The organism is Tildeniella sp. (genome assembly GCF_059505325.1).
The window spans coordinates 105,660-128,850 of sequence record NZ_JCACKI010000003.1 but is presented as its reverse complement, the minus strand read 5'-3'; the positions used below and the strand labels follow the sequence as shown (position 1 = coordinate 128,850).

Here is a 23,191-nt window from a genome sequence, read left to right as displayed (position 1 = left end):
AGTTTATATCTCCTTAACGTGCAATAAGTGAGCGTTGATCGTGTTCAGCCGGATCACTGGGATCATCCTCCTGTTGGAGCGATCGCCCTGATTTCTCTACAGATAAACCCTGCCCGATATGACTGAACCCTTTACCTTCCCGCAATGCTGGAATATATTCATCTGCAAACGCTTTCAAACCCATCAATCGACCTTTGGGCGTGAGAGAATACTGTGCCATTACCCGATCGCGCGCCTCGCGTTCATCCTGATTGTTAGCAACGCTGGCAAGCATCAATTCACCGGGATAGAAACGAGTCCTCCAGAACCGACCACCCAGTTCTAGTAACCAGCAAGAGTAGAGATCACTGCTACGAGGCCAAAAAGCTTCTGTGGCATTCTGACTGATGATGTTAGGGGGGTAACCAAGATACCGCTGAAAAGAGTTGATACCGCTGCTGGTAATGCGTCCGGTAATTCGGTAATTAATGTTCTGCATGATTTGCGAACCTGCCGAACACTCACAAATGGTGTCTGGATCTTGAGAGAGCAACAGCACTGCGATACCGTCTTTACGCCCCGTCGCGCAGGTTTCTCCGACAATCTGGGCAAATCCATCTCTGCGAAGCAAGACCGATAACTCATCGCCAATGAATAAACTGCGCGGATGGGAAAGTGCATTGCGGATACAGGCAGCATGAGCGTTGATTGCCATCAGATAGGCATCCTGCTCATTGGTCAAACCGCTGAGGGCAAAGAACTTAATCGCAGGTTCAGGTGAGAAAGTACTGGGACGGGCGATCGCCTTGCCCAAGCGTGAAGCCAGCAACTCGCTCACCTGGCTCTGAATCTGGTTAAGCGAGTGTCGATCCAGATCCTCAAACGAGCGGAGATTTAACCGTTCACGGGTACAGAACTTGATGAAGTCTGGCAAGGTTGGGATCTGTTGCCACTCGGGCGATCGCCAACCCATTTCAAATGCACGATTGTAACGAGTGATGATTTCTGGGTCACGGAGAAAGACATCCAACGCTCTGATCAGCAACGCATCGACCCGTTGTGCCAGATGAGGATTATGGATCTTTCCCATGGCGATCGCGCTCAATGCACGGCGAATAAAGTCCTTCCAGGACTCCATGCGGCGATCGCGCTCCAATTTATCAAAGCGGCGTAGATCGGGGGGTTCCAGCAGATTGCTGCTACCGTTGGAGATGTCGTAATACGCTCCTTGATCGCCTAAGAGTTCGATCGCCGTTTTGAATGTACTATTACCACTGGAGGAAATGTCCATCCCGACCACTGGAATGTTATTTGCCAGAGCTTCCATGGCAAAGCGCCAGCCCAATACACTCTTGCCTGAACCTGACGTTCCGGTAATCAGCGCCCGTCCAATCTGATAATGAAACAAGTCAATGTAGATCGGCTTGCCGCCGCGTCCGGTTAAAAACTCTACACCGCATCGATCGATATCCTTCGGCATCGTCAGGGGTATAATGCCTGCCACTGTATGTGTGTCAAGGGTCAATCGGCGCTCATTCAAGTTATTGCCATGCAGCAGACGCTTACAAGTAATCGGTAATGCCTGGAGCCAGATTTCCCAGGCAATATGGCGCTCTCGAATCACCTTCGCCGTTTCAAAACTGTTCGCCAGCAAATTGCAGGCATGGATCAACTCCTCAGTGCTGTTGCGATAAACCAAAAAGACTGGCGCACAGTGTAGCGCTTTCGTACCCTCATAAAGACGGCGCTGTGCCTCAAAGGACTCTTCCTGCTTCATTTCAGCTCCGACATCTCGCCCCTGCCCCTTCGTAACCGCAATAGTGCGAGCTGCCTTGGACTGCTTTGCCTGTCGTGCCAGGTTGTCCTGAATAAAAAAGTCGTTGCCACGGCTGATCTCAATCCAGGCTTCAGTGTCATGCACATAGCTCGAAGAGAGAATTTTCCAAACCCACTTGAGATGTTCTCTGGTACTCGTCCAGCCCATCGGTGGATCGGTCATCGTCATCACGCCACAGACCTTACCTCGTCCCGTCAGGTAAAGCCGATCGTGATCACCTCGATGCTCCGGGCAAGCAGAACGCCCCTGAGTTCCCTCAATGAGCAAGGTACACAGATGCTTATCCGTCGTCACAGTTTCGGTCAGTTCCTGTCCGGTTTCTGTCTCCTTTAAAGTAATGACCTGCGGGATGGGAGGCGCAACGCCTTGATTGAAGCGGCTCCAGAGCCACTGCCACAGGTCTACTGTGCTACAGGGCGTTACCTCCAGCCCCACTTTAGTATTGAGCAATACTTCCCATTGCATAAACCCCTGTTGAAACCCTTGTAGTAAAAGCTTTTTGAAAAATGCTTCTTGATAAACCCGCTTATTTCCCGTAATCTGCTCGACTACCCAGGAACCTGTTTTTCTTAGTTTTTCAATCAGTCCGCCAACCAAATCTTTGTGTTGCGTACCTGCTTCGTCATCACTCGTCCAGGTACAAAAAGCAAGTTGATGCCAGGTCTGCCGCGTCCCTCCCTGAGTCAGTTGCTGTACTCGTAATTGCTCATTGCGAGTCAGCACGGAAACAGGTTTTAATTGGCATGCCTCTGCCAGGGTAGACAGTTCTTCTTGTCGCGCTGCATCATCACTTGAGCACCCTGTGCAGAAGGTAAGTCGTTCACCAATCGGTAACTCTTTCATCCCTTCTTCAATGGCATGAGCAAACGCATTCACCTCACTGTCGTACAGCACATCGTGCAGTCCAGCAACACGAAAGCCAAACACAAGCTGATACTGAGATTTACCTTTCTCTAGCAACAGTGCAGCCACTTCACGATCGTCTTTTTTGATTTCTGCAATACAGCAGATATTGACTTCATTCTGGAATGGCATAAACGTACTTTTGCCTCCATACTGATTGGGCACTTGCACTGGTTTCAGCCGAATGTTGACCCGTGCATCCCCATAACGTTTGCGAATCCAGGTTGGTCTATGTTCTGAGATAGGCGAAACATAGATGTTGCTGCCGTTACACCAATCGGTTCCCGGCGGCTTACGCCAGCGATCGAGAAACTGATGGGGTTGATTCCCGGTCAGAATCCACCAGCTCGCAATCAACCAGAATGATGCTCCAAAGAACCAGCCAAGACCCAGGCTGAAGAAACCATTTGTGATGACATAACAAAGAACAACAATGGCAACCCAGGGACCGAGTTGATCGGCTGGAATCGGACCAATACTCGCCTGCTTACCTAAAATTCGATTGACTTTGATGAATTCTCGATTGAAATCTCGTTCCATAATGCTTGCAATTCACGTTGCCAGATCAACCACCAGCCGTTCCTGTTCCATTCCCCACGAAGATGAACGTGACCACATCAATCGCAATGACGATCGCAAATGCCAGTCCTACTTGGGTTACGATCGGTCGCCAGTCATTTCCTTGCTGTGCCTGGTTATAAGCGAATAGTGCCGACGCTGCAACCAGTAACAAGAAAACTCCACGAATCAGGTTGAAAATCAACCCAACCACGTTGGTATCCAGCGTATTTGTCGCACCGCCGGACTGGGAAGTTTGCTGCGCCAGTTTGACAAAGAACTGCTCCAGCCCACTGAGAAAGATAGCCTGGGCAGGTGCAGCAAAGGTATTGAGCACTGCCGTGATCGCAATAATGAGGGAGGCAATATGCCAAAAACGAATTTTGGCACCCAGGTATTTTTCTAGAATAGGTACCGCCTTGACCAAATGCCAGAAGCTGAGGAATACCACACTGGCACAACCCATGCTCGTTATGAGCAACGGCTCTTTGATTAACAAATAGATCACAACAGCAACACAAAGCCCAATGAACAATAAATCAGGTTTAGTAAGGTTGAAATGCCGCCATTGTTGAGTAGAGCGACGACGTAGTTGAGTTAAGTGAGACTTAGTAACGGGAGTTTTCATGTTTTGCATCATCGGTTCTCCATCCATGCTGATCCAGCTCGTTAATTAAACTTGCAATTCTTCGCGATTCGGTTTGGCAGACGCTTTACCAGAACGGCGATTCAGATGCTTTTCATCCATTTGTTCAGGTATTTGCTCATTGATGGCTGACTCCATCTCTCGTATGGGAATACTGCAATGCAGGATGTCTGGTGATTGACCAGGCACCAACATGGCATCAAATACCTGCTCATCCTTGTGGTTCGGGTCAAACCCTTGCAGCAACTGAGTCCCGTTCGGTAACGTCACAACCTCAAACTCATACTTAGCTTTACCCTGATCTGTCCAGGTGAATACAGGTTCAGCCTCCCCATTGAATCGATCCGATAAGCGCTCCTGGAAGGTGGCAATCAACCCTTGAGCACTGGCTTTGGTGGCGTATTCCTGTTTGGACTGAGGAAGTTTAGCAATGCTGGCTTTCTCATCAGCACTGAGGTGATCTGCTGCAATCGCCCACTGCCCATCGGTGCGGTTGCCTGCAAAAAGGGTATTACCCTGATTGTTGTTAAGGGCGATCGCTACTTGATTCCCTTGCTCTTCAATTTGCAGCGTTTTATTACTGGAAATTGTAATTCCCTCCCGATCGGCATCATCCAAGTCTGCATGAGCAGCTCTGGCAAACCCCACCAATGATTCTGCACAGGCAATTTGCTCAGGATCGGCTCGTCGCGCCATAAGTTGTTCCAGCACTTTGGACTCTACGATCGGTTGTGCGGGTGGAGCCAATTTACTTTCTGCCGTGTCAGCCTCTGGCCCAACCATTGCGGCATTGGTTTGTTCTGCGATTTGCTTCTCCAAACGACTCACCGCCACTTCTAAACGGTCAAGTCGTTTGGATAGCCCTTTCAGATATGCCTCAATCTGGTCAAGCTGTTCGCTAATGCTGGCTTCCCGATCAATCTCCAGGGGTTGCCCTTTGTAAGTGGGGTCTAGTTTTACACCCAACGTGTCTACCTTACTCCCCACCGTTGCAGCCGCATCTGCTAGAGGATTTTCACCCGCAACTGGTTCTGGTTCCGCCGATGGCGTTACCGTTGAGCGCCCGGTTGTTGCCTCTTGCAAACGGCTGGTTAGATGATCAACCTGCTCATTCTGCCGCTGAAGTTCTCGAACAATTCGTTCGATCCGTTCTTCGTCATCCTGAGCTGCCAGGTTTTCTAACAACCCCTGTCCAACCACAATGCCCAGAGCTGCCAGTTGCCCTGCCAGCCCTGCCACATTGACCCCATTTGTCTCGCGTCCATTCACAGCTGCCGAAGCACTCAGACGAGACGCTTCCTCCATCGGGTCTCGGTAACGGAAGTCCCGACCATTAGCTTGACTAGCTTTGCCTTGAGTCTGCGCCTTAGATTGAGTCTTGCGCTGAGCTTTCGATGATGATTTGGCTTGATTTTTAGCTGTCGGAACTGGAGCAAGCTCTTCATCCCTCAGATCCTCTAGATCATCATCAAGGTCTCCGTCCAGCAGGGTATTCAGTGCCTCGTCTGGCGCTTCATCCAAGTCATCGTCCAGATCGAGGGCATCATCCAGGTCGGTATCCAGATCACCGAATTCTGCTTCTTCAAACCCAAACATCTCAGCAATATTGGAGGGCGTAAAGTAGTTTTCATCCTTATCCGTAACGCCTTCCAGGTTCTTGATCAGATACTTGCCGCTCGTTCTTTGACTAGGATCGCTAGTGAGGTAGAAGCGGTAGCCCCGAATTTCATCATCACTGCCACCACCTTCACAAAGTTCAACGGTAATGGGAGCCTTGCCCGATCGCTCACTGAATGACTCAACATAAGCCTTGAAGTCCTCATGAGACTCAATTCCCTCTTCCTGGAGCGCCTTAGTGATGGCTTTATCCAGGGTGTTTTCGAGATGGCGGAGTTTGCGGCGATCGGTCAGGTTCTGCCAGGATCGCTTCTGGGTACTTTGCCACTGTTTGGGTCGGGTGGGTGTTTTGGTAGCCATAGGCAGCCCTAGAACACAAGTTAAGGATGCTGTAGATGTCACCTTAACAAGGCGATCACCCTCTCCACCTACGCCCAATGGCGATTTGTCCAGTATCCAGTTGGCTAGATTATAATGCCTTCAGAATTAGCTCCCTTTGCTCTATGCCAGAAGACTACATTTTGATTGTGACTGATGAGACCGATGAAACCTCCGTACCCATTGAAGGTCAAAGGGGATGGGGTGAAGAAGTTCGCAATCGCATCGCTAACCTCAAGGAGGTCAGGTTGCCAGTCGCACAGCTAGAGCAAAACATGAATCAGTTCTTACAACTGGTCGGACGCTTGTTCAAGCAAGTGGATCAGCAGATTGGTGCAGAATCTGACATGAAGCTGGATGAGGTTGAGCTATCGGTTGAAATTAGTGGGGAAGGGGAAGTTAAATTAGTGGCAGGCGGGAAAGCTGCGGGAAAGGGAACAATTAAGCTGAAATTTACTCGATCGGATAAGAAGTAAATGGCAAGCAATTGGGCGATCGTCATTGGCATCAATCAATATCGATTTTTGCAACCGCTGAAGTATGCCAAGCGGGATGCTGAAGCCATGAACGGTTTCCTGACCGAAGAAGCCAAATTCGATCGCATCTTTTTGTTTACCGATGATTCTCCCCCCATTAGCGGCAAACCCACGGAACCGTTCCGGGCGAATCTGCTGCGGGTCTTGCGCCAAATCTTTGCAACGCCTTTTATGAAGGATGGCGACAACTTCTGGTTCTTTTTCAGTGGACATGGCATTCCCCACAACGGACAGGATTATCTGATGCCGCTGGATGGCGACCCGGAGGATATAGAAAACACGGGCATTTCCACCAATACCATCACCAATTACCTGCGGGGTTGTGGAGCCGATAATGCGGTTATGATTCTGGATGCCTGTCGCAGTGGTGGCAAGAAAAGCGGGGAAGGCATTGGCAGACAAACGGAAGCAGAAGCCCGCCAAACGGGAGTAATCAGTCTGTTCTCGTGTAGTCCCGACCAGTTTTCTTATGAACTGGAGGCAATAGCCCAGGGAGCCTTTACCTATGCCCTGCTTGAAGGACTGGGAATTCGTGGCAGATGTGCCACTGTGGAGCGGCTAAATCAGTATCTTGAACATCGAGTTCCTGAACTGATCAGTCACCATATGCAGAGGGTGAGGCAAACTCCTTATACGATCGTAGAACCACTCAATCGATCGCACTTGATCTTGATGCCGCAACACGCCAGCCTTACCGATATTGCAACTCTGAAAAATGATGCCTATCGTGCTGAGAGAAACCTAGAGTGGGATCTAGCACAGCAACTATGGATTAGGGTATTAGCAGCAGCTTCCGGGCAGGATATAGAGGCGACCGAAGCCTTGCAAAATCTGGGAATTCAGCGTCACACCAGAACGGCTCCCCCTCAACCTGAACCGCCCCAAACTAAATCTCGTTCATTAACTCGACGGCAAGTTCTCAAGTGGGCAATTGCAGCAGGCGTGGGAGTGGTGGGAGTGAGAGTTGTTAGCCAACAAATCAATGTCGATTACTCTAAGCTAGAGGGATTTCTGAAAGCCGCGAAATGGAAAGCGGCTGACCTGGAGACTGCTAACTTGATGTTGAAAGCGGCAAATCGAGAAAAGGGCCGTTTTCTTGACGAAGACAGTACCAAGAATTTTCCCTGTGACGTTCTAAGTAAGATAGATCGCCTATGGGTAGATAACAGCAGTGGCAAATTTGGATTCAGTGTGCAAAAAAAGATCTACGTCGAAAACTGTGGCGGCAAACCCGATGGATATTATGATGAGAAGGCTTGGCAATGCCTTAGCGATCGAGTGGGTTGGCGTGTGAACAACGAATGGATAGTATACCGTGAGGTAACTTTTAGTACCCAAGCTCCAAGGGGACATCTCCCTTGGCAAGGGAGTGGAGAAAGCCCTTGGAGTAGATCGAGCTTTTTTGATAGTGGAGGTGGTTGGGAAGTCTCCTCTCTCATGCAGAAACTTGTAAGCTGTAGCATTTAACAGTTTCAGTGATTTCTAAAGATTTGTAATAGAAGCCTTTTCGGACAAATAATCAGTATTCCAGCACTTCGTTACCTGCACCAGAGAGGTCTTACCCAATCAGGAAATTCTGCGATCGCTCTTTTAAGAGCAGCAAGCGATCGCCCCTCTCTGTAGGCTAGATTGAGTACCGTCAAGTTCTTGCCTGTAAATACATTGGATGAAGTGAAATTCAACTGCAATCGATCTCTGCACTCCTAAGCATCGGCAGCAATTTGCAGGCGATCACTAATTGCACTCAGAGGATAGTTTGGAAATTGGAATGTCGAATTCGAGATGTAGCGCGTTGGGGCGATCGCTCCCTCCCCACCAACATTCTTTCCAACTCCCCTGCGTACTCTTCTGAAAGTGACACTGTTTCCTCACCTGTATGCAGATTTCCTCGACAAATCGTGCGCCTCGCTTCATTCCGAACAATAAAGTCACCTGTGGGTTGAACGTAGGCAGTCCATTTGTCACCCACCTTAAACTGAGCAATTTCAGAATTATCTGACCGGCGCTGTTCATAGGTTGTGGCTACGGCTGTCACCAGTCCTGAAAACATCTCCTTACGCCATTGATCTCTATCCAGTTCAAAACTTTGAACAGCTTCCGCACCAGGGAGGACTGGCTCAGGCAGTTGAATGGAATCAGGGTTCAACTTCAGCACCACGCTGGAACCTTCAGGACGTAGATTAGCTTCAAAAGAACTCCCGATCGGTAGCTTAGGGGTATCCGGTGAGAACGTTCCCAGGTTCTTGTCGTCGATCTGGACAATCGGGGTGCCGTTATAACGGTAGTACTCTGGATGCGATTCCGGCAGTTCAAACTCCCCTACCTGAATGCTCACGGACTGATTGCGCCATTGCTTACTGGCAAAGTTTTCCTCGGCAAAGTCATTGTGGCGGATACCCAAAACCTTGATTTCATCGAACTGAAATGCCTGAAGCTGCTGACAGACTTCCTCAGTCAACAGGTTGTATGCCAGCGCCCCCACGCCTGAATCCTGCCGAGATTCCGCCCAGGTATGATCAGCGGGAGGAATAATCCGCAAATCATCGGGCACACGAAGCGTATCCAACTCATTGACGTTCTGACCGAACTTAGCTTCTAGCTTTTCAACCAAACGGGGCGGCAGATCTTTGAGCGCAAACTCAATCATCGGTAGCTGCGGATGAATCATCGCATCAAATTGAATACCTTTTTGCTCTAAGGTTTCCTTCCACCGAATCGCATCTGCCCCAAACGGTACACTCAACACATAAGCATCTCTGGGTAGCGCTTCACTGGGTACTTCATAGCCATGCTGAAGGGCAAAGGTGATAGCCATTTGCTCTGCCAATGCCAGACAATCCCGACGATGCCGATCCATTTCCGGGCGCGTGTGCTGGGTATACCAGAGTGCAGCGGCTCCCTCAAACCGTTCCTCTGGGGTCGGAAACAACTCATTAATTTCAGCACGATAGCTGTCGTAAAGCTTGCCCAATTCCTCATTGAAAGCATCCCGATCTTCCCCAACCCGCTCCTGAATTTCATCCCTGGCTTGCTGGAACCGGGTCTTCAGTTCCTCTGCCCACTCCAACGCATCCACAGACAAATCATCTTTCGGAAATAAATAGCGGAACTCGTGGCGATCACGGCTCCGAATGCGGGTCGGCTCCCACAAAGGGTTGACGACTTCTCTAGCAAGCACATTGATCGAGCCAGGAGCATCGGCAGGCATCGCAAAACTCCGATAAAGGCGATCGTCCTTCTTAAAGTCAAAAAAGTGGTTGGGATGAGATTCTGACCAGCGTTTTGCATCCGAAAGCAGATTCTCCCCTTCGATCTCCTTGATATCCTCCAACCGTTCTGCACTTTTGGGTGAATCGACCTCGACCTGAAGTGCTTGAAACAGACGGTTAAGCAGTTTGCGCTGACGGCGCTCAAACCGCTCGACATTCTCCCCTTCCCCCGGCATCGACGATTGCACCCGCCCAATGTTGGTTGCCACCAAACCTACCTTGTTCTGATTCGCTGCCGCCGCAATCTGAGCCAAATTCTGATACTTTGAGCCACCATCATCAGTGACAACTTCGCTGTAAGCCAGCTTGGGGCGTTGCTTCACGGCTTCAAACCGTCCTGGCTCGCCCGCTCGCAGCGTTTCCTTGGCAAGGTTAGGCAACTGGCTAGCAGGACTAACCATGAGTTGATCGCCATCGAAGTCTGCCTGATGATATTCCTCCGCATCTTTGGGGTTAATCCAAATGACATTGCGAGTTTTCTTCAGCTCCAGGTCATGGCTGTTGTGGTAGAGGCGAATATTGTCTGAGTTAACGATCGGGTAGCGGGTCAGAATCACATCTCCTTCCGGCAGATGAGGCACACAAACCGTGCCACGCGGTAAGTCATCTGATGGCATCGCCATACCAGAACTATGGCTGTAACCGCTCTTAATCGCTAAATCTCGCCATCTACCTGCCGCATAATCCGTTGCAAACTTCCGAAACTTGGGAGTTTCAACCAATTGCCCATATTTGTCGCTTCGCAGCAGTGAAATCCAGCGAGATTCTTGCACCTGACTGTTGGCATTACCATCCTCATCCTCAAATTCTTCTTCTGAACGCTCCTGTCGCCGTTGTTGTTCCTTGTCGTATTCCTGCACGATGTATCGTGCCAGTGCTAAAGGATGCCGCTGTAAATCTGCTAAGACTCTGGCTTTTTCCTCCGTCGGCTGCTTCAAATCCTGCCGCACTGCATCCTCGGAATACCAGATAGTAAATTGCCAGCTATTGTCGTAACTGGTGGCTCTAGCATTGCCCCGGTTGCCCATGGCGGCTCGCGGAAACTCATAATCTCCACACGGAACCAGCTCGTCCAATCGGGCTTTTTTTATCCCCTTAATCGACGATCGATCCATGATAATGTCATAGCCCTCTGCCTCAGTCAGTCGGGCATCGGGCAGCAGCGTTCCTTTAGAGAAGAAGCTGACGCGAGGGCAGCTTTGCTCGCTTCCTTCTGCCCACTGCTTCCTCCAGGCAAACCGAAATTGAAACGGACAGTTCTGCTCACCCCCCAGTTGACGAGCCAACTGCGGTGAAATCTTACCGTGACAATCGCCGGTTTTGTATTGGGAATACTCCGGGTCATTAAAATCCACAATCTTGACCCGCAGGTTCTCCAACGTGTCAGACCCTTTGTAGCAATTACTCACTAATAGAGAACCATACCGACAGGCAGTATCCGGCTCTGTCGCAAATAAGCGCCGGATCTTCTTACGCAAGTCGTCATCCGCAAAGTAGTAACTGTTGCCAGAACTAAATGTGAGTTGCCGCGAAGTGCCATCGGCAAAATTGCGCGCCCGCAGATGATTTGCATTAGGATTACGATTGTCAATTTTTACGAGCAGCAGCGATTGCAACTCCTCTGGCTCAAACATCTGTTCCAGCAAAGAGTTTTTAATAATCTCCGGCTCCGACAAATACCGTCCCTTCCCGTTGTTGTGCGACCCATCAAAAATCGGGATGCTGAGACCGGAACCCTCAATGACCCGCGTGGTCAGCTCCATTACCTACGGTTCATGATATAAACGTACTATCATCTAACTTAGAAAGCGTTAGACTGTTTTTTGACCTTTACACAAAGCAGCCATGGCAAAATCAGCCAGGTGGCTATTCTTGAATTGAACAGCGAGGAGGATAACAATGCCGTGGCACATTAAACGTCTGGAGAACGGTTTGCTGGTGCAGGCATACGATCAGGAACCCGATGATGAAAGCGAAGAACTCCTGACCCCAGATGACAGAACTCAAGATGAATGTCACCCGCGCTTTGCCCATCTGAAACCTGGCGAAAGTATGGTGCTACCTGATGAACCAAGAACCACGACTTCTAGTTCCTGGTATCCCAGCCAGTATGAGGATCTGGGCGATTTTTTAAACGGTGATCCAGGGGCGATCGATAAGTTAGATAGCGGTAGCGGCTCTCGTCGCTACAACTGGCGCTATTACGAACCTGACGAATCTCTATGATTACAGGTAATACACGGGTTAACGTTGCATGAGCGATGAACCAAGCATTCAATCTACCAATCCATCTGAACCACAAGCCAGTTTTGATGACCCTTGGAAAGAAGGGCTAGAGCTTTATTTTGAGCCATTCTTAGCATTTTTCTTCCCAGTCGTGCATGAACTGATTGATTGGAACCGAAGCTATGAGTCGCTAGAGCAAGAATTTCAGCAGTTTGTTAAAGACAGCGAACTGGGAAAACGATTCACCGACAAGCTGTTCAAAGTTTGGCAACAGGATGGCGAAGAAACCTGGATACTCGTACATATAGAAGTCCAATCTCAGGAGGACTCTGGCTTCGCAGAGAGAATGTTCGTGTATAATTATCGCTGCTTTGATCGCTATCGTAAACCTGTGATCAGCCTTGCTGTTTTGGGCGATGAGCGTCCAAACTGGCGACCCTCTTCTTACGGTTACGATCTGGGTGGGTGCCGAGTTGGAATTGAATTTCCGATCGCCAAGCTCATTGACTATGAAGCCCACTGGGAAGAACTGGATCAGAGCCGAAACCCATTTGTTGTTGTGGTCATGGCTCATTTAAAGACAAAAGCCACGACAGGTCAGCCCCAGCAACGTAAGCAGTGGAAGTGGACACTCGTTCTCAAGCTATTCGAGCAAGGTTATAGTGAAAGTGATGCGGTGGAGCTATTCAGATTGGTTAGCTGGATGATGACACTGCCTGATAGCCTAGAGCGGGAATTTCTAGCAGAGCTGCGACAGTACCAGGAGGAACGGCAAATGCCCTACGTTACTAGCATCGAACGTCTAATTAAGGAGGAAGGACAACGCGAGATTATTGAGAATATTCTCAAAGTCCGTTTTGGCGCTTTAGATGAGCAGTTAGCGTCGATTGTTGCCCACTTATTGACTTTATCGCCTGAGGAGTACACGCGGCTCTTGCTGGAACTATCCCGTGAAGATCTCCTAGCACGATTTGCTCAGATAGAATCCTAATAGTACAAGCTGACGAGAGTAGGAAACTCAGACAAGATCAGTGAAATGGGTAGTCGAATCCAGAGAAATAATTTAAAGAATTAATGGAATACAAGAAATCATCAGTGATAGAAGACCTCCAAAAGCACTTAGAATGCATCGATGAAATCTCTACAAAAGGTATTCTTTCGCATGAGTTTAAGATTTGGCATGACAAAATCCTTACCATTCTTGAAGAAATCTTTGGACTTAACTCCGTTTATGTCCAAAGATTTAAAGATGTAAGCTATTTGCCTCAGAACGAACATTCAAGAACTCCTGAGCTAATAAAAATAAAAGCCTTTGAATCCGGCTTAAAGCGAGCAGAATCTTTAATTTTAGATTGCATTAGAGTAATCAACAATAATTACTATGCACTAAATTATTCACAACAAAGTGCCATCGAGTTTATCGAAAATTTATGCAACCGTTTTCCTCGGATAGCCAAGCAACTTTGCACAGAATATAGAGGAAGAAAAATACGCAGTATTGAAGATGAATACGATGTTCAACATCTTTTTCATACATTGCTACTTACAAGATTTGATGACATAAGACCTGAAGATGTCAACCCTAGCTACGCAGGAGCAACATCTAGGGTTGACTTTCTACTTAAGCAAGCAAAGGTAGTTGTCGAAGTTAAAAAAACCAGGGAAAAGTTAAAGGATAAGGAGGTTGGCGAACAACTTATCATTGATATGAAGAGGTATTCTCAGAATCAAGACTGTAAAACTTTGATTTGTTTTGTGTACGATCCAGATCAACTAATTTTAAATCCAAGTGGACTGGAATGTGATTTAAGTGGAAATCATGACGAACTTGAAGTCAAAGTTATAATCTCCCCAAAGAATTAAACTGAATTATAGAACACTAAATTATGGCAAGCCCTACATCGCTAAATCTTGCGTTCATGAAAATGCAACGCCGAGCTGAGATGAATGACCGAAGCAAACTAGTTTCGACGTTTGTTGACGCAGGTTCCTTGTTTACTTTGCTTTCTTCACTGGATCACCAAGTAATCTATGGACGTAGAGGTACAGGAAAAACACATGCTTTTTTATACCTTGCGGAAACTGTAGCTAAGCGGGGAGATATCCCTATTTATATAGATATGCGAAACATTGGCTCTAGTGGAGGGATATATACAGATCCCCACTTATCACTTGCTGAACGCGCAACTAGACTTTTACTAGATACACTTTCAACATTTTCTGATAGGCTCTATGAATTTGTATTAGAAAATGAAGAATTACTTAAAAATACCAGCTTAGAACGAAGTATTGATGAACTTGCAAATAATATTTCAAATGTAAGTGTTGTCGAGCATCCAAACGGTGATAGAGATCCTCAAAGTTCATCTAATAAACAACATACTGTTCGCTTTGGCTCCATTGGGCAATCATTGAGAAATCTTATACGTAGTATATCACCAAGAAAAGTTTGGTTCTTATTAGATGAGTGGAGCAGTGTTCCACTAGAGTTACAGCCTTACCTAGGAGATTTCATTCGAAGATCAATGTTTTCTATTCAAGGAATTGTCGTAAAAATTGCTGCTATTGAGCAAAGAACGCGTTTTCAATTGCCTTTTAGCGAAGGTAATTATGTTGGTATTGAAGTTGGAGCCGATATAGCTGTTGATATTAATCTAGATGACTTTATGGTTTTTGATAATGATGCTGAAAGAGCAAATATCTTTTTCAAAGAATTAATATATAAACATTATCAAGCAATGGATGACTCTGATTTACCTGATAGTCCAAAATCATCTGAATCCCTTACTAAGGAAGCATTTACTCAAATTAATGTTTTTACAGAATTCGTTAGAGCTTCCGAGGGCGTACCAAGAGATTCTATCAACATCATTATGTTAGCAGCTAAAAAAGCTGATGGTGACAAAATTACGATGAATGATGTCCGAGTTGCTGCTAGTCAGTGGTATAACCGTGATAAAGGCTCAACTGTTGAATCAAATCCTGAAGCTAGCGAACTGTTACATTGGATTATCGCTGAAGTTATTGGTAATAGAAAAGCACGAGCATTCTTGTTGAGAAAAGATGCAAGAAGCGAATTGATAGATCGACTTTTCGATTCAAGAGTTCTCCATGTTCTGAAACGAAATGTATCATCTAATGAAGAGCCTGGAGTAAGATACGATGTATACAAGTTAGACTACGGATGTTATGTCGATTTGATAAATACGCAGAAATCTCCTTTAGGCTTACTTCCTAATAATGAGGATGAAATAGATCAAACTTATGTTGAAGTTCCATCTGATGATTATCGTGCTATTCGTCGTGCAGTTTTGGACTTAAAAAGATTTGAGGAAAGAACAATTCAACTGCCCTTTAAAGAATCTATGTGAAAAGGCTAAAATTCCACAAGCTTTACTTTTCCGCCCAACTACTGACGATCGCCACCTCCGCTTTCACTGGGACTTTCCTTAAATACTGCCGTCCAGCTTGCTCCATCACTTGCTGAAGCATCTGTGCAGCCCGTTCTGCTGCATGCTCTGGAGCTTCCAGCAAAATTTCATCATGCACCGTACCAATTAGTCTAACTCCCGTTTCCTTCAACGTTGTGGGCAGTTTTGCTAAGGCAGCTTTGGTAATATCGGCGGCAGTGCCCTGAACTGGAGTGTTCAGCAGCTCTGTCAACTTTGGTTCGTCTTTCCAACACCGAAGGCGATCGCCCATCGTCCGCATCTCCCTGGGCAGCCTTCGCTTCATTGCCCCATGCCAGCGAGCGATCCCCTGATACGCCTCAAAATAGCGCTTGCGAAAGGTTTCTGCCTGCTTTAGGCTCATCTGCACCCCATAGTTGTTGTAGGCGTACTCAGCTAACCCTTTGGCACCCATCGCGTAAATCAGCCCAAAATTGACGGCTTTAGCTGCCTGCCGCTCTGATTTCTCAACTTGATCCAAGGATTTATCAGCAATCAGGGCAGCGGTTAGCCGATGCAAGTCTTCATCATTCTGGTATGCCTCAATCATGCGGCGATCGCCACTGAGTTCTGCTGCGACCCGCAGTTCAATCTGAGAGTAGTCCGCCACGACTAAGCGATAGCCTGGAGCCGGAATAAAGCAACTGCGAAAGATTTTGTCTCTGGGAATCTGTTGCAGGTTGGGGTTACGACAGGACATGCGCCCAGTAGCAGCTCCCATCTGTTGATAGTCTGGATGAATGCGCCCAGTAATGGGGTGAACATGCTTGGGCAGGCTACTGGCAAACGCTTGGACTGATTTTGCTGCTTTGCGGTAGTCCAGCAATGCTCTGACAGGCGGATGCTCCTCTGCCAGGGGAATCAGAGAGAGTTTACTGGTGTTCTCTACTGGAACACCCATTTGCTGTAGTGCCTCTAATACCTGCGGCTGGCTGTCCAAATTGAGAGACACCTCATTCCCCAAGAGATCGAGCTGGGCACTGAGCAAGGCTGGCTGAAACTGTTGTCGCAATTCACCCGCCATTTGGTCTCTTCTTTGTTCTAGTTCTTGTCGCAGGGAATCCCAGCGAGAGAGGTCGAGCAGCATGCCATGCAGTTCCATTTGGGCGATCGCTCCCAAACAATCAAACTCCAATTTGGCAGTTTCCACCAAACGAGCACCTGTCAGTTTGGGTTTCATCACCTCGCGTAACCGCAGTAGAATCGCTGCATCTCGCGCTGCATACTCTAACTGCTCAGAAGAAAGACTGGGATGACTCCAGTCACTTCGCTGCTGTTCTTTGGAGAGTTCTTCTCCCAGATAGACCTTGACTAGCTCCGCCAGGTTATATCCGTGCGATCGCACTCCTGCATCCAATAATTGCGCCGCTATCATCGTGTCGAACAGTTTGCCAGCAATGGGCAGTCCTGCCTGTTGAAGAAACTTCAAGTCAAATTTGGCATTCTGCAAGACTTTGATTGGCGTACCTTGAAGCAGTTCGCGCAGCGGAGCTAGCTTTTCCTTGGCAACTTTAAACAGGTCAATGATCATAACGGGTTGATTAGCCACAGCAATTTGCACTAAACGAATTCGATCTTTTAAGGGATCAAGTCCAGTGGTTTCTGTATCAACCGCGATCGCCTGACAATTTTGCAAGGGCTTAAGTACTTCTGCAAGTCGTTTTCCATCTTCAACGAATTCATAACTCGCAGCCGTCTGAGATGAACTAGCATCTGCTTTCTCATCTATATAAAAATCTTCTAATTCCATTGCAGATACGCTTTCTGTAACAGCGATCTGGACTGTTTCTCGTAGCGGCATTAAGCAATCTGAATCGATCGACTTCAAACCAGAAAAAGCATCACTACTACACCAAACACACCAAATATTTTGATGCTGTCGATAAACGTTGACATACATCTCCTGAATGACCAGCACAGCATCAATTGGAATACCCGATGGTACACGCTGAGAGTCTGGACGGAGAACAACTTGTTGACCAATCTCAAAACTGTCGTGGTTTGGAAGCGATGAGGCTGTGGAACTAAGGGAGGGAAGAGGTTTGGTTTCCTTGACTGCCTCTGTTTCTATTTTTCCTCCCATCTCTTGATGGAGAGCATAGGAAGCAATGGCTTTCTGTTTGGCAAGCCGCGATGGTAGAGGCGGTGGAGTGTACCAGGTTTCAATCCAGGCATCGCTTGCTGTTGGTGTTTCCGATTCAGCAGTTGCAGCGTTAATAGGCTCACTACTCTGTTGAACCCGATTCCTCAGAAACTGCCGTTTCCGAGCTTTTGCCCAATCCATTAAATCCTCATACAGTGGATCAGCAACCGTAGAGAGCTTGGCATTTGCTTCTACACCACTAACATTGGGGCTAGAGATCTTCACGGTCATTGTCCTCTCCTAAATCCAAATCAACCGGAATGAAGCGGTGGTAAGCCCGCTCATAGACAAACAATGGCTCTGCTGTGACACCACCCCGATTTTTGAGAATGCTAAGTCGCGCATAGATCGCCTTCGCTTTTTCATTAAGCGGATACTGAGCACGCAAGTCTTGAATTTGCCGGAGTCTGAGATAGTCTCCTGCATAGCGTTCTTCCAGCAGGTCAAGCTGATCTCTAGGTTGGTCATTGCCGCGCTGCGCCTTCCCTGTCTGGAGCAGCATAATGCAGTCTGCGGCGTGGGCAATCTTGAACGAGTCCCGTAACGCACCCATATCTAACGTTCCAGTCCGAAGTGCTTCCTGGTAGGCGGCTTTATTGATGTCACTAATCGCCACCACAGCAGCACCCGTGTCCCGCGCCAGTTGTTTTAACCCCGTCGCCACCCGCGAAACCCGCAATACTTCATTGGCACCAGAGTCGAGCTTTTCATCCCCACAGCACATGAGTTGTAAATAATCAACAATTACCAATACGGGCGCTGTTTTGTCGAGTTCTGCAATGCGCCGAATTTGAGCGATCGTCCCTTTCAAATGCGCGACTGTAACCTCTGGACCTGCTTCTAGAACCGTCAGATATTCTGCAATCTGCTGGTCATAGGCCCGAATTGCCAGCGCAGTCTGTTGTTTCAGCCATTCGGTATGGGTATAGTCAGCGTTCATCCAGTGCTTGGCTTCAATCAAGCCGGAGTTTAGCCCACCCATCCGCGACAAGGCATTTACCCAGAGCTGCTGCTTCCCCATCTCAAAGGAGACGTACAGCACGGGGATTTTAGCTTTTGCCGCTTCATCCGCACACCAAGCGCACCAAGTTGTTTTTCCGGAGCCGGGAGGGGCACCCACGACATAGAGCCTACCGGGATGTAACCCACCATTGAGAGAACGATTCAACCAGGGAGCCGGAGTGGCGATCGCCGTTTGCGGTTGCCCAAACAATTCCCGGATCAAGTCCTGGGTATAGGCCACCATTGGCATGACTTCTGAGGCATTTCGTTGCTGAAGATGTTGAGAGTGGTGAATGAGTGTTTCCAGCGTTTCGGTCACGGGATGTAAGGGGCTGTTCAACAGTTCGGATGCAGTAGCAGCCTGCTCTTTTGCCAGCGATCGCAAGCCGGTATCTCGCACTCTCATGAGGAGTTCTGTAAACGTCTCCCAACCACAGGGAGCCAGATGCAAAAGCTCATCCAAATAGGCAGCGATTTGATTCAGCATCGGTGTCGGTAGGGGAGAGCGCTCCATCACTATTTTTTCCAACCGGGAGAGCACGAGACTGGGCGTTAGCTCTCTCCCTTCTATCTCCAGGCTCACAAAGCATTCCCAAAGCCTTTGGTGGAGATAAAACGGCTTTGAAGCATCGCCTTTGGGCATAAACGTGGCAATAAAGCCCTCAACGGGTAAATCCACACCCAAGGCTTCCTGCATCCCTGCTTCTGGGTGATGCAAGATGTAGGCCAACAAATCTCGTTCAACTCGTCTAGCAACCTCGTTGTCACCCTCTGGCTTCTCCCATTGCCAAAAGGGGCAGGCATAGCCTGTACAGCCTCCACAGCGGACTAACTCACGGCTGTGGCGAATGTAGCTGCAACTCCACTGATAGTCGTGCGGATTTCGTTTAACAGACGCATAGGTGCTGTGGAAATTTCTGAGCCTGGATTCAACCGTCGTTTTGCTGGTTGGATGGTGATCAGACGCTCGTGCCATTGCTTCTGCCAAGGGTTCTGCCTGGTTACGTTCCCATCCCCTGGTGATGACATAACGTGCCAGAGTTAAGTTGACTGAGTTGTAGTCCTGATCGGTTGGCGCACCCTGGTTCATCAGGTAGTGAATACAAGCGGGATGCTCATCAGGAGCCAGCATCGAAAAGTTCGTCGCTTTTGTGGCAGTAGAATGCTGAACGGTTGAACTCCCAGCAAACCCCAATCGCTCTTGAAAAGCATTGCCCTTTTGATGCCCATTTTTACTGATCGCACTGCTGAGGTTCACTTCAAGTGCAGCTAGTTGAGCCAGTTGAGCCACAGGAATCTGCTGAAAGGATGCCATCAAACCAGCCTGATCGTCGGATACTATCGGAAATCCTTCCGACCAGTTCACTGGTTCATTTAAGAAACCGCTCCACTTACCGCTGCTTTGGTGCCTGCCACACGGCAATTTGATCGGTCGTCCTGATGCTTTACCATCGATCGCCGTTGTTGCTGTAGCAGGATAAATCTCTTTTGGCTTGTAAGCAGCTAGATAACAAAGGTTCTGCAATGCCTTGACCCAGGTAGCTCCAGGCAACGGCATATCAGCAAACAACCAGAGATGGAATCCACGACGACCACTAAATTCCAGATAAGCAGGGAATCCTTGACTAGTAGCGACTTGTTGCACTCGTTGAGACAGACTCAGCACCTCACGTAGAGTCTGTTCATCACTACCATCTTTCGGGGCATCAAAATCAATGCAGCCTGCTTTTGCCAGGTTTGTACCCGGTTGGAGGAGGCGCACTGAGATAATTGAATTGCCCTGAAGATGCGCTTCTACCACAGCAGGGGTGAGAGCCTGATCGTACTGTGACTGTAAAATATCAGCACTTTGCCACACGCTATAAAGCTGCTGATGCTCATGGAGAATCAGGCGGTAAAGCTGCTGTAAAACAGTGGTGGTTTCTGGCATGTGGTTCAACTAATCAAATCGGTAATGATGCCGCAAATATGTTCATCCACTTGGGCTAGCCAAAGACGATCACTGGGATAAATTTGCAAAACAGGGGTGGCGGGTGAGTTTTTTGTCTTTTTGCGTTTAAAGCGTAACTCCCTGTTTCCACAAAACAGGGAGTTACAAGCTGATCGATCTTATTGATCTGATCAGACATGTAACCATTCTGGAATAGCTTGCTCCATAACCATTCTGAAAATTTAAAGTCACAGTAAGAGGAAGGTAAAGTCACCTGTAGGGGATACTGAAGTCACGCTAATAGGAAATTAAAGTCCCATCCAGAGGAGCTTATTACCGCAGATTTGTAACCAAAATGATCTGGAATCTAGATCTGATGCTAGTTACAGGAGAGTTACAACTGCTTGGGACTTGAGGCTAACTGGCAAGTCACGAGTGGGGGAGACTGATGTCACAATTAGGGGACTGTAACTATCAGTGATTGTGGCTAAAAGCCTTTTATAGCAATGGTTACAGCGGAGTTACGATCAGGTTACAGGAACATCAGAACAGCAAGTTTTGGTTTCTAGATTTAGTGGCATTGTTTTAATGCGCTGCTGTATTTGGCGTAGTTCAATTGAATTATTGCTGTATCTAGCGGATTTCTTCTTTGAGTATCGCTAGATGTGGGTGTAACCAACTCTCCCAAGACTTAAGTCTGAGTCGTACTCAAGTCACCACCAGGGGGTATTGATGTCATCAAAAGGGGAAGCTTAAGTTGACCAATCTGGCTGAAACCTTTTTATATCAATAGTTACAGAGGGTTACAAGGAGAAGCGATCGCCAAACCCGCTGAATTAAGTCACCGTAGGGGGATGCTAATGTCACAACTATGGGACTTTAACGGGGGGTACATAAGCTTAAAACCTATGTTTATCAGTAGTTACAGTAGGGTTACAGGCTTTGTAACCAAGTACGATTGCATTACTGGATGCCAAGAACCTGACGGAGCAAGCTTTGATCTTCATCAACGGCACGACGGCGATCGCTCTCAACTAGCTTCACCCAACTGACACTCTTGCCAATCGTGGTAGCAAGTTGGGCTTGAGTCCACCCCTTTGCTTGACGGGCAGCTTTCACCGTCATGCCATTCAGTTCAGCCGCAGGCAGTAGGGCTTTAGCTGTGCTACCTTTGACGGTTCTATTGGGCTTGTTGCGCGTAGAACTGGCACCTGATGAGCCTCTACTGGTCTTTTCTGTTCGTCTGGTTTCAAGCTCATCCAAACACTCTTGGATCTGCATGGGCAACCGGAAGGTGAGCTTTGCCGGAAACCAATGCTTGGAAATGTAGCTATCCGGTAACCATTTTGCCCCCAAGAGTTGCTGGTTTCGCTCTTTTGTGGGTAGGTCTGCTATTTCATCGGGTAGGCTCCAGACGGGTCTGAGCCAGAGGGGGTAGGTTTCATCATCGAAGTCAATGTCAATCTTGAGATTGTCTTTGAGGGTGAGCAGGGCATTGTCTACCGATTCCTTCAATTTCCATCCATAACGGCGATCGGACAATGCTTTCTCAATGTCACTGCTGGGCAAAACACTTTCCAGCAGACTTTCAACGGTATAAACCCCATTCGGGCGGGAACGGCTATTCTGGATTAGATACAGCGCCATGCTGGTTGCCATTTTGCGCCGGTGGGGATCGATATCAAAGACTTCTTTGGGGATCAGTCCATACTGATACAGGGCTTTCCGCTGTTGTGCGCCCTCCCGGTTCAGGAAGCTATGGGTCCAGAGTCCCGGTTGCACCCGGATCACCACTTCATGCAGTTCCTCGGATTCCCCATCAACATTGGGTTGGGTGTATTCCTGGACGCTGACGATCCACAGTAAGCTCCGCTCCCGCACGCAGAGATCCATGTCGCCTTCAAACCAGTGGATGACCGCACCTAGCGTCCCGACAACCCACGCCAGGTCAGCCACTGCCTTGAGCTTCTGTGACTTGGTGAACTTGTTGCTGTTGTGAACCTTAAGCGTTTTGATCAGGTCTGTACCGAGCAGATGAAACGGCTCTTTCCAGGGTTCAGACTGCAATGAAGCATAGGTAGCAAAGACCGCATGGAGACGAGCTGCCATGACCCCGTACTGCTCCAGGATTTCACGCTCTGCTTGCGTAGAAATCGACTCTGCCTGGTGCTTCTGCTTGTTCAGGACGTAGAACTCAATGTAGCGCCCTTTGCCAAAGTGTTTTTGGAAGTAAAGGCGTTCTTGCCCATACTCGCTCCAATCTGGCGGCTTCAAAAAAGCCTGCGTCGCACTGATAACAGGTGCTCCACTGGCAATCATCTCCATTGACTTGGTGGTGAATAGCGGTGGTTCCGTTCGAGGCAGGTTGCGCGGTTTGCGGATTTTAGTCCGGGTGGACTGAGAGGGCAGCACTTCTACTTCAGTTAATTCTAACTGGGTGGAGGCTTCGAGGAGGGGAGCGCTGTCCTCGCGATCGTTGGGTTTGGGTTGTATCATGGCTCAATCGTTGAAAAGAACTACATGGAACCAAAACGCCATATCTAGATTCTTACGGGGTAAGAACCTCTGCCCTTTTCAAGGATCGAGTAATTTGCTAACCTGTCATTAATGGGCAGGTCGCAACCTATCCAACCGGGAAGGGCATATCGTTGATATGGTCGTTCTGGCTTTGACCAAAGCATCGAAGGCACCAGGACTTCACCCGCCAAGACGATTTCC

Annotated in this window: 13 protein-coding genes; 6 read left to right on the top strand and 7 right to left on the bottom strand. The window is 48.2% G+C overall.

From position 1 onward, the window contains the following. Positions 1-13: 13 nt before the first annotated feature. From AC5JO6_RS01370 to AC5JO6_RS01360, 3 genes are read right to left on the bottom strand one after another with little or no spacing between them, the layout of a single operon-like run. On the bottom strand, positions 14-3,259 hold the full coding sequence (locus AC5JO6_RS01370; RefSeq protein WP_496079239.1) for a putative type IV secretion/conjugal transfer ATPase: 3,246 nt from the start codon (positions 3,257-3,259) through the stop codon (positions 14-16). Positions 3,260-3,284: 25 nt separating this feature from the next. Then, on the bottom strand, positions 3,285-3,917 hold the full coding sequence (locus AC5JO6_RS01365; protein WP_496079238.1) for a hypothetical protein: 633 nt from the start codon (positions 3,915-3,917) through the stop codon (positions 3,285-3,287). Positions 3,918-3,950: 33 nt separating this feature from the next. Then, positions 3,951-5,900 carry a hypothetical protein gene (locus AC5JO6_RS01360; protein WP_496079237.1) on the bottom strand — a complete coding sequence of 650 codons (1,950 nt, stop codon included), beginning with the start codon at positions 5,898-5,900 and terminating at the stop codon, positions 3,951-3,953. Positions 5,901-6,043: 143 nt separating this feature from the next. Between AC5JO6_RS01360 and AC5JO6_RS01355 the strand changes: the two genes are divergently transcribed. Continuing rightward, positions 6,044-6,394 (top strand): Pepco domain-containing protein, encoded by a 351-nt coding sequence (locus AC5JO6_RS01355; RefSeq protein WP_496079236.1) that lies wholly within the window; start codon positions 6,044-6,046, stop codon positions 6,392-6,394. Then, a complete protein-coding gene (locus tag AC5JO6_RS01350; RefSeq protein WP_496079235.1) occupies positions 6,395-7,921 on the top strand; it encodes a GUN4 domain-containing protein in 1,527 nt (508 codons plus the stop codon). Between the two features lie 277 nt (positions 7,922-8,198). Here the strand turns inward: AC5JO6_RS01350 and AC5JO6_RS01345 are convergent, their stop codons facing one another. Further along, positions 8,199-11,486, bottom strand: a complete 3,288-nt coding sequence (locus AC5JO6_RS01345; RefSeq protein ID WP_496079234.1) for a hypothetical protein — start codon at positions 11,484-11,486, stop codon at positions 8,199-8,201. Between the two features lie 136 nt (positions 11,487-11,622). Between AC5JO6_RS01345 and AC5JO6_RS01340 the strand changes: the two genes are divergently transcribed. From AC5JO6_RS01340 to AC5JO6_RS01325, 4 genes are all read left to right on the top strand, one after another. Continuing rightward, positions 11,623-11,949 carry a hypothetical protein gene (locus tag AC5JO6_RS01340; RefSeq protein WP_496079233.1) on the top strand — a complete coding sequence of 109 codons (327 nt, stop codon included), beginning with the start codon at positions 11,623-11,625 and terminating at the stop codon, positions 11,947-11,949. A 28-nt stretch (positions 11,950-11,977) separates the two neighbouring features. Continuing rightward, positions 11,978-12,940 carry an Rpn family recombination-promoting nuclease/putative transposase gene (locus tag AC5JO6_RS01335; RefSeq protein WP_496079232.1) on the top strand — a complete coding sequence of 321 codons (963 nt, stop codon included), beginning with the start codon at positions 11,978-11,980 and terminating at the stop codon, positions 12,938-12,940. An 83-nt stretch (positions 12,941-13,023) separates the two neighbouring features. Further along, positions 13,024-13,812, top strand: a complete 789-nt coding sequence (locus AC5JO6_RS01330) for a PD-(D/E)XK nuclease domain-containing protein (protein ID WP_496079231.1) — start codon at positions 13,024-13,026, stop codon at positions 13,810-13,812. A gap of 23 nt (positions 13,813-13,835) precedes the next feature. Next, positions 13,836-15,320 carry an ORC-CDC6 family AAA ATPase gene (locus AC5JO6_RS01325; RefSeq protein WP_496079230.1) on the top strand — a complete coding sequence of 495 codons (1,485 nt, stop codon included), beginning with the start codon at positions 13,836-13,838 and terminating at the stop codon, positions 15,318-15,320. A 22-nt stretch (positions 15,321-15,342) separates the two neighbouring features. Here AC5JO6_RS01325 and AC5JO6_RS01320 read toward each other — a convergent pair whose 3' ends face one another. The 3 genes from AC5JO6_RS01320 to AC5JO6_RS01310 form a co-directional block, all read right to left on the bottom strand. Further along, on the bottom strand, positions 15,343-17,772 hold the full coding sequence (locus tag AC5JO6_RS01320; RefSeq protein WP_496079229.1) for a bifunctional 3'-5' exonuclease/DNA polymerase: 2,430 nt from the start codon (positions 17,770-17,772) through the stop codon (positions 15,343-15,345). After that, a complete protein-coding gene (locus AC5JO6_RS01315) occupies positions 17,753-20,473 on the bottom strand; it encodes a DnaB-like helicase C-terminal domain-containing protein (RefSeq protein WP_496079228.1) in 2,721 nt (906 codons plus the stop codon). Before AC5JO6_RS01315 ends, AC5JO6_RS01320 begins: the two co-directional genes overlap by 20 nt. Positions 20,474-21,436: 963 nt before the next feature. Further along, a complete protein-coding gene (locus AC5JO6_RS01310) occupies positions 21,437-22,969 on the bottom strand; it encodes a helix-turn-helix domain-containing protein (RefSeq protein WP_496079227.1) in 1,533 nt (510 codons plus the stop codon). Positions 22,970-23,191 lie beyond the last annotated feature (222 nt).

Bases quoted from the DNA above. Each gene is read 5' to 3' on its own strand.
- AC5JO6_RS01370 (WP_496079239.1), bottom strand. From the start codon at position 3,259: ATGGAACGAGATTTCAATCGAGAATTCATCAAAGTCAATCGAATTTTA.
- AC5JO6_RS01365 (WP_496079238.1), bottom strand. From the start codon at position 3,917: ATGATGCAAAACATGAAAACTCCCGTTACTAAGTCTCACTTAACTCAA.
- AC5JO6_RS01330 (WP_496079231.1), top strand. From the start codon at position 13,024: ATGGAATACAAGAAATCATCAGTGATAGAAGACCTCCAAAAGCACTTA.
- AC5JO6_RS01345 (WP_496079234.1), bottom strand. From the start codon at position 11,486: ATGGAGCTGACCACGCGGGTCATTGAGGGTTCCGGTCTCAGCATCCCG.
- AC5JO6_RS01340 (WP_496079233.1), top strand. From the start codon at position 11,623: ATGCCGTGGCACATTAAACGTCTGGAGAACGGTTTGCTGGTGCAGGCA.
- AC5JO6_RS01355 (WP_496079236.1), top strand. From the start codon at position 6,044: ATGCCAGAAGACTACATTTTGATTGTGACTGATGAGACCGATGAAACC.
- AC5JO6_RS01320 (WP_496079229.1), bottom strand. From the start codon at position 17,772: ATGACCGTGAAGATCTCTAGCCCCAATGTTAGTGGTGTAGAAGCAAAT.
- AC5JO6_RS01360 (WP_496079237.1), bottom strand. From the start codon at position 5,900: ATGGCTACCAAAACACCCACCCGACCCAAACAGTGGCAAAGTACCCAG.
- AC5JO6_RS01310 (WP_496079227.1), bottom strand. From the start codon at position 22,969: ATGATACAACCCAAACCCAACGATCGCGAGGACAGCGCTCCCCTCCTC.
- AC5JO6_RS01325 (WP_496079230.1), top strand. From the start codon at position 13,836: ATGGCAAGCCCTACATCGCTAAATCTTGCGTTCATGAAAATGCAACGC.
- AC5JO6_RS01315 (WP_496079228.1), bottom strand. From the start codon at position 20,473: ATGCCAGAAACCACCACTGTTTTACAGCAGCTTTACCGCCTGATTCTC.
- AC5JO6_RS01350 (WP_496079235.1), top strand. From the start codon at position 6,395: ATGGCAAGCAATTGGGCGATCGTCATTGGCATCAATCAATATCGATTT.
- AC5JO6_RS01335 (WP_496079232.1), top strand. From the start codon at position 11,978: ATGAGCGATGAACCAAGCATTCAATCTACCAATCCATCTGAACCACAA.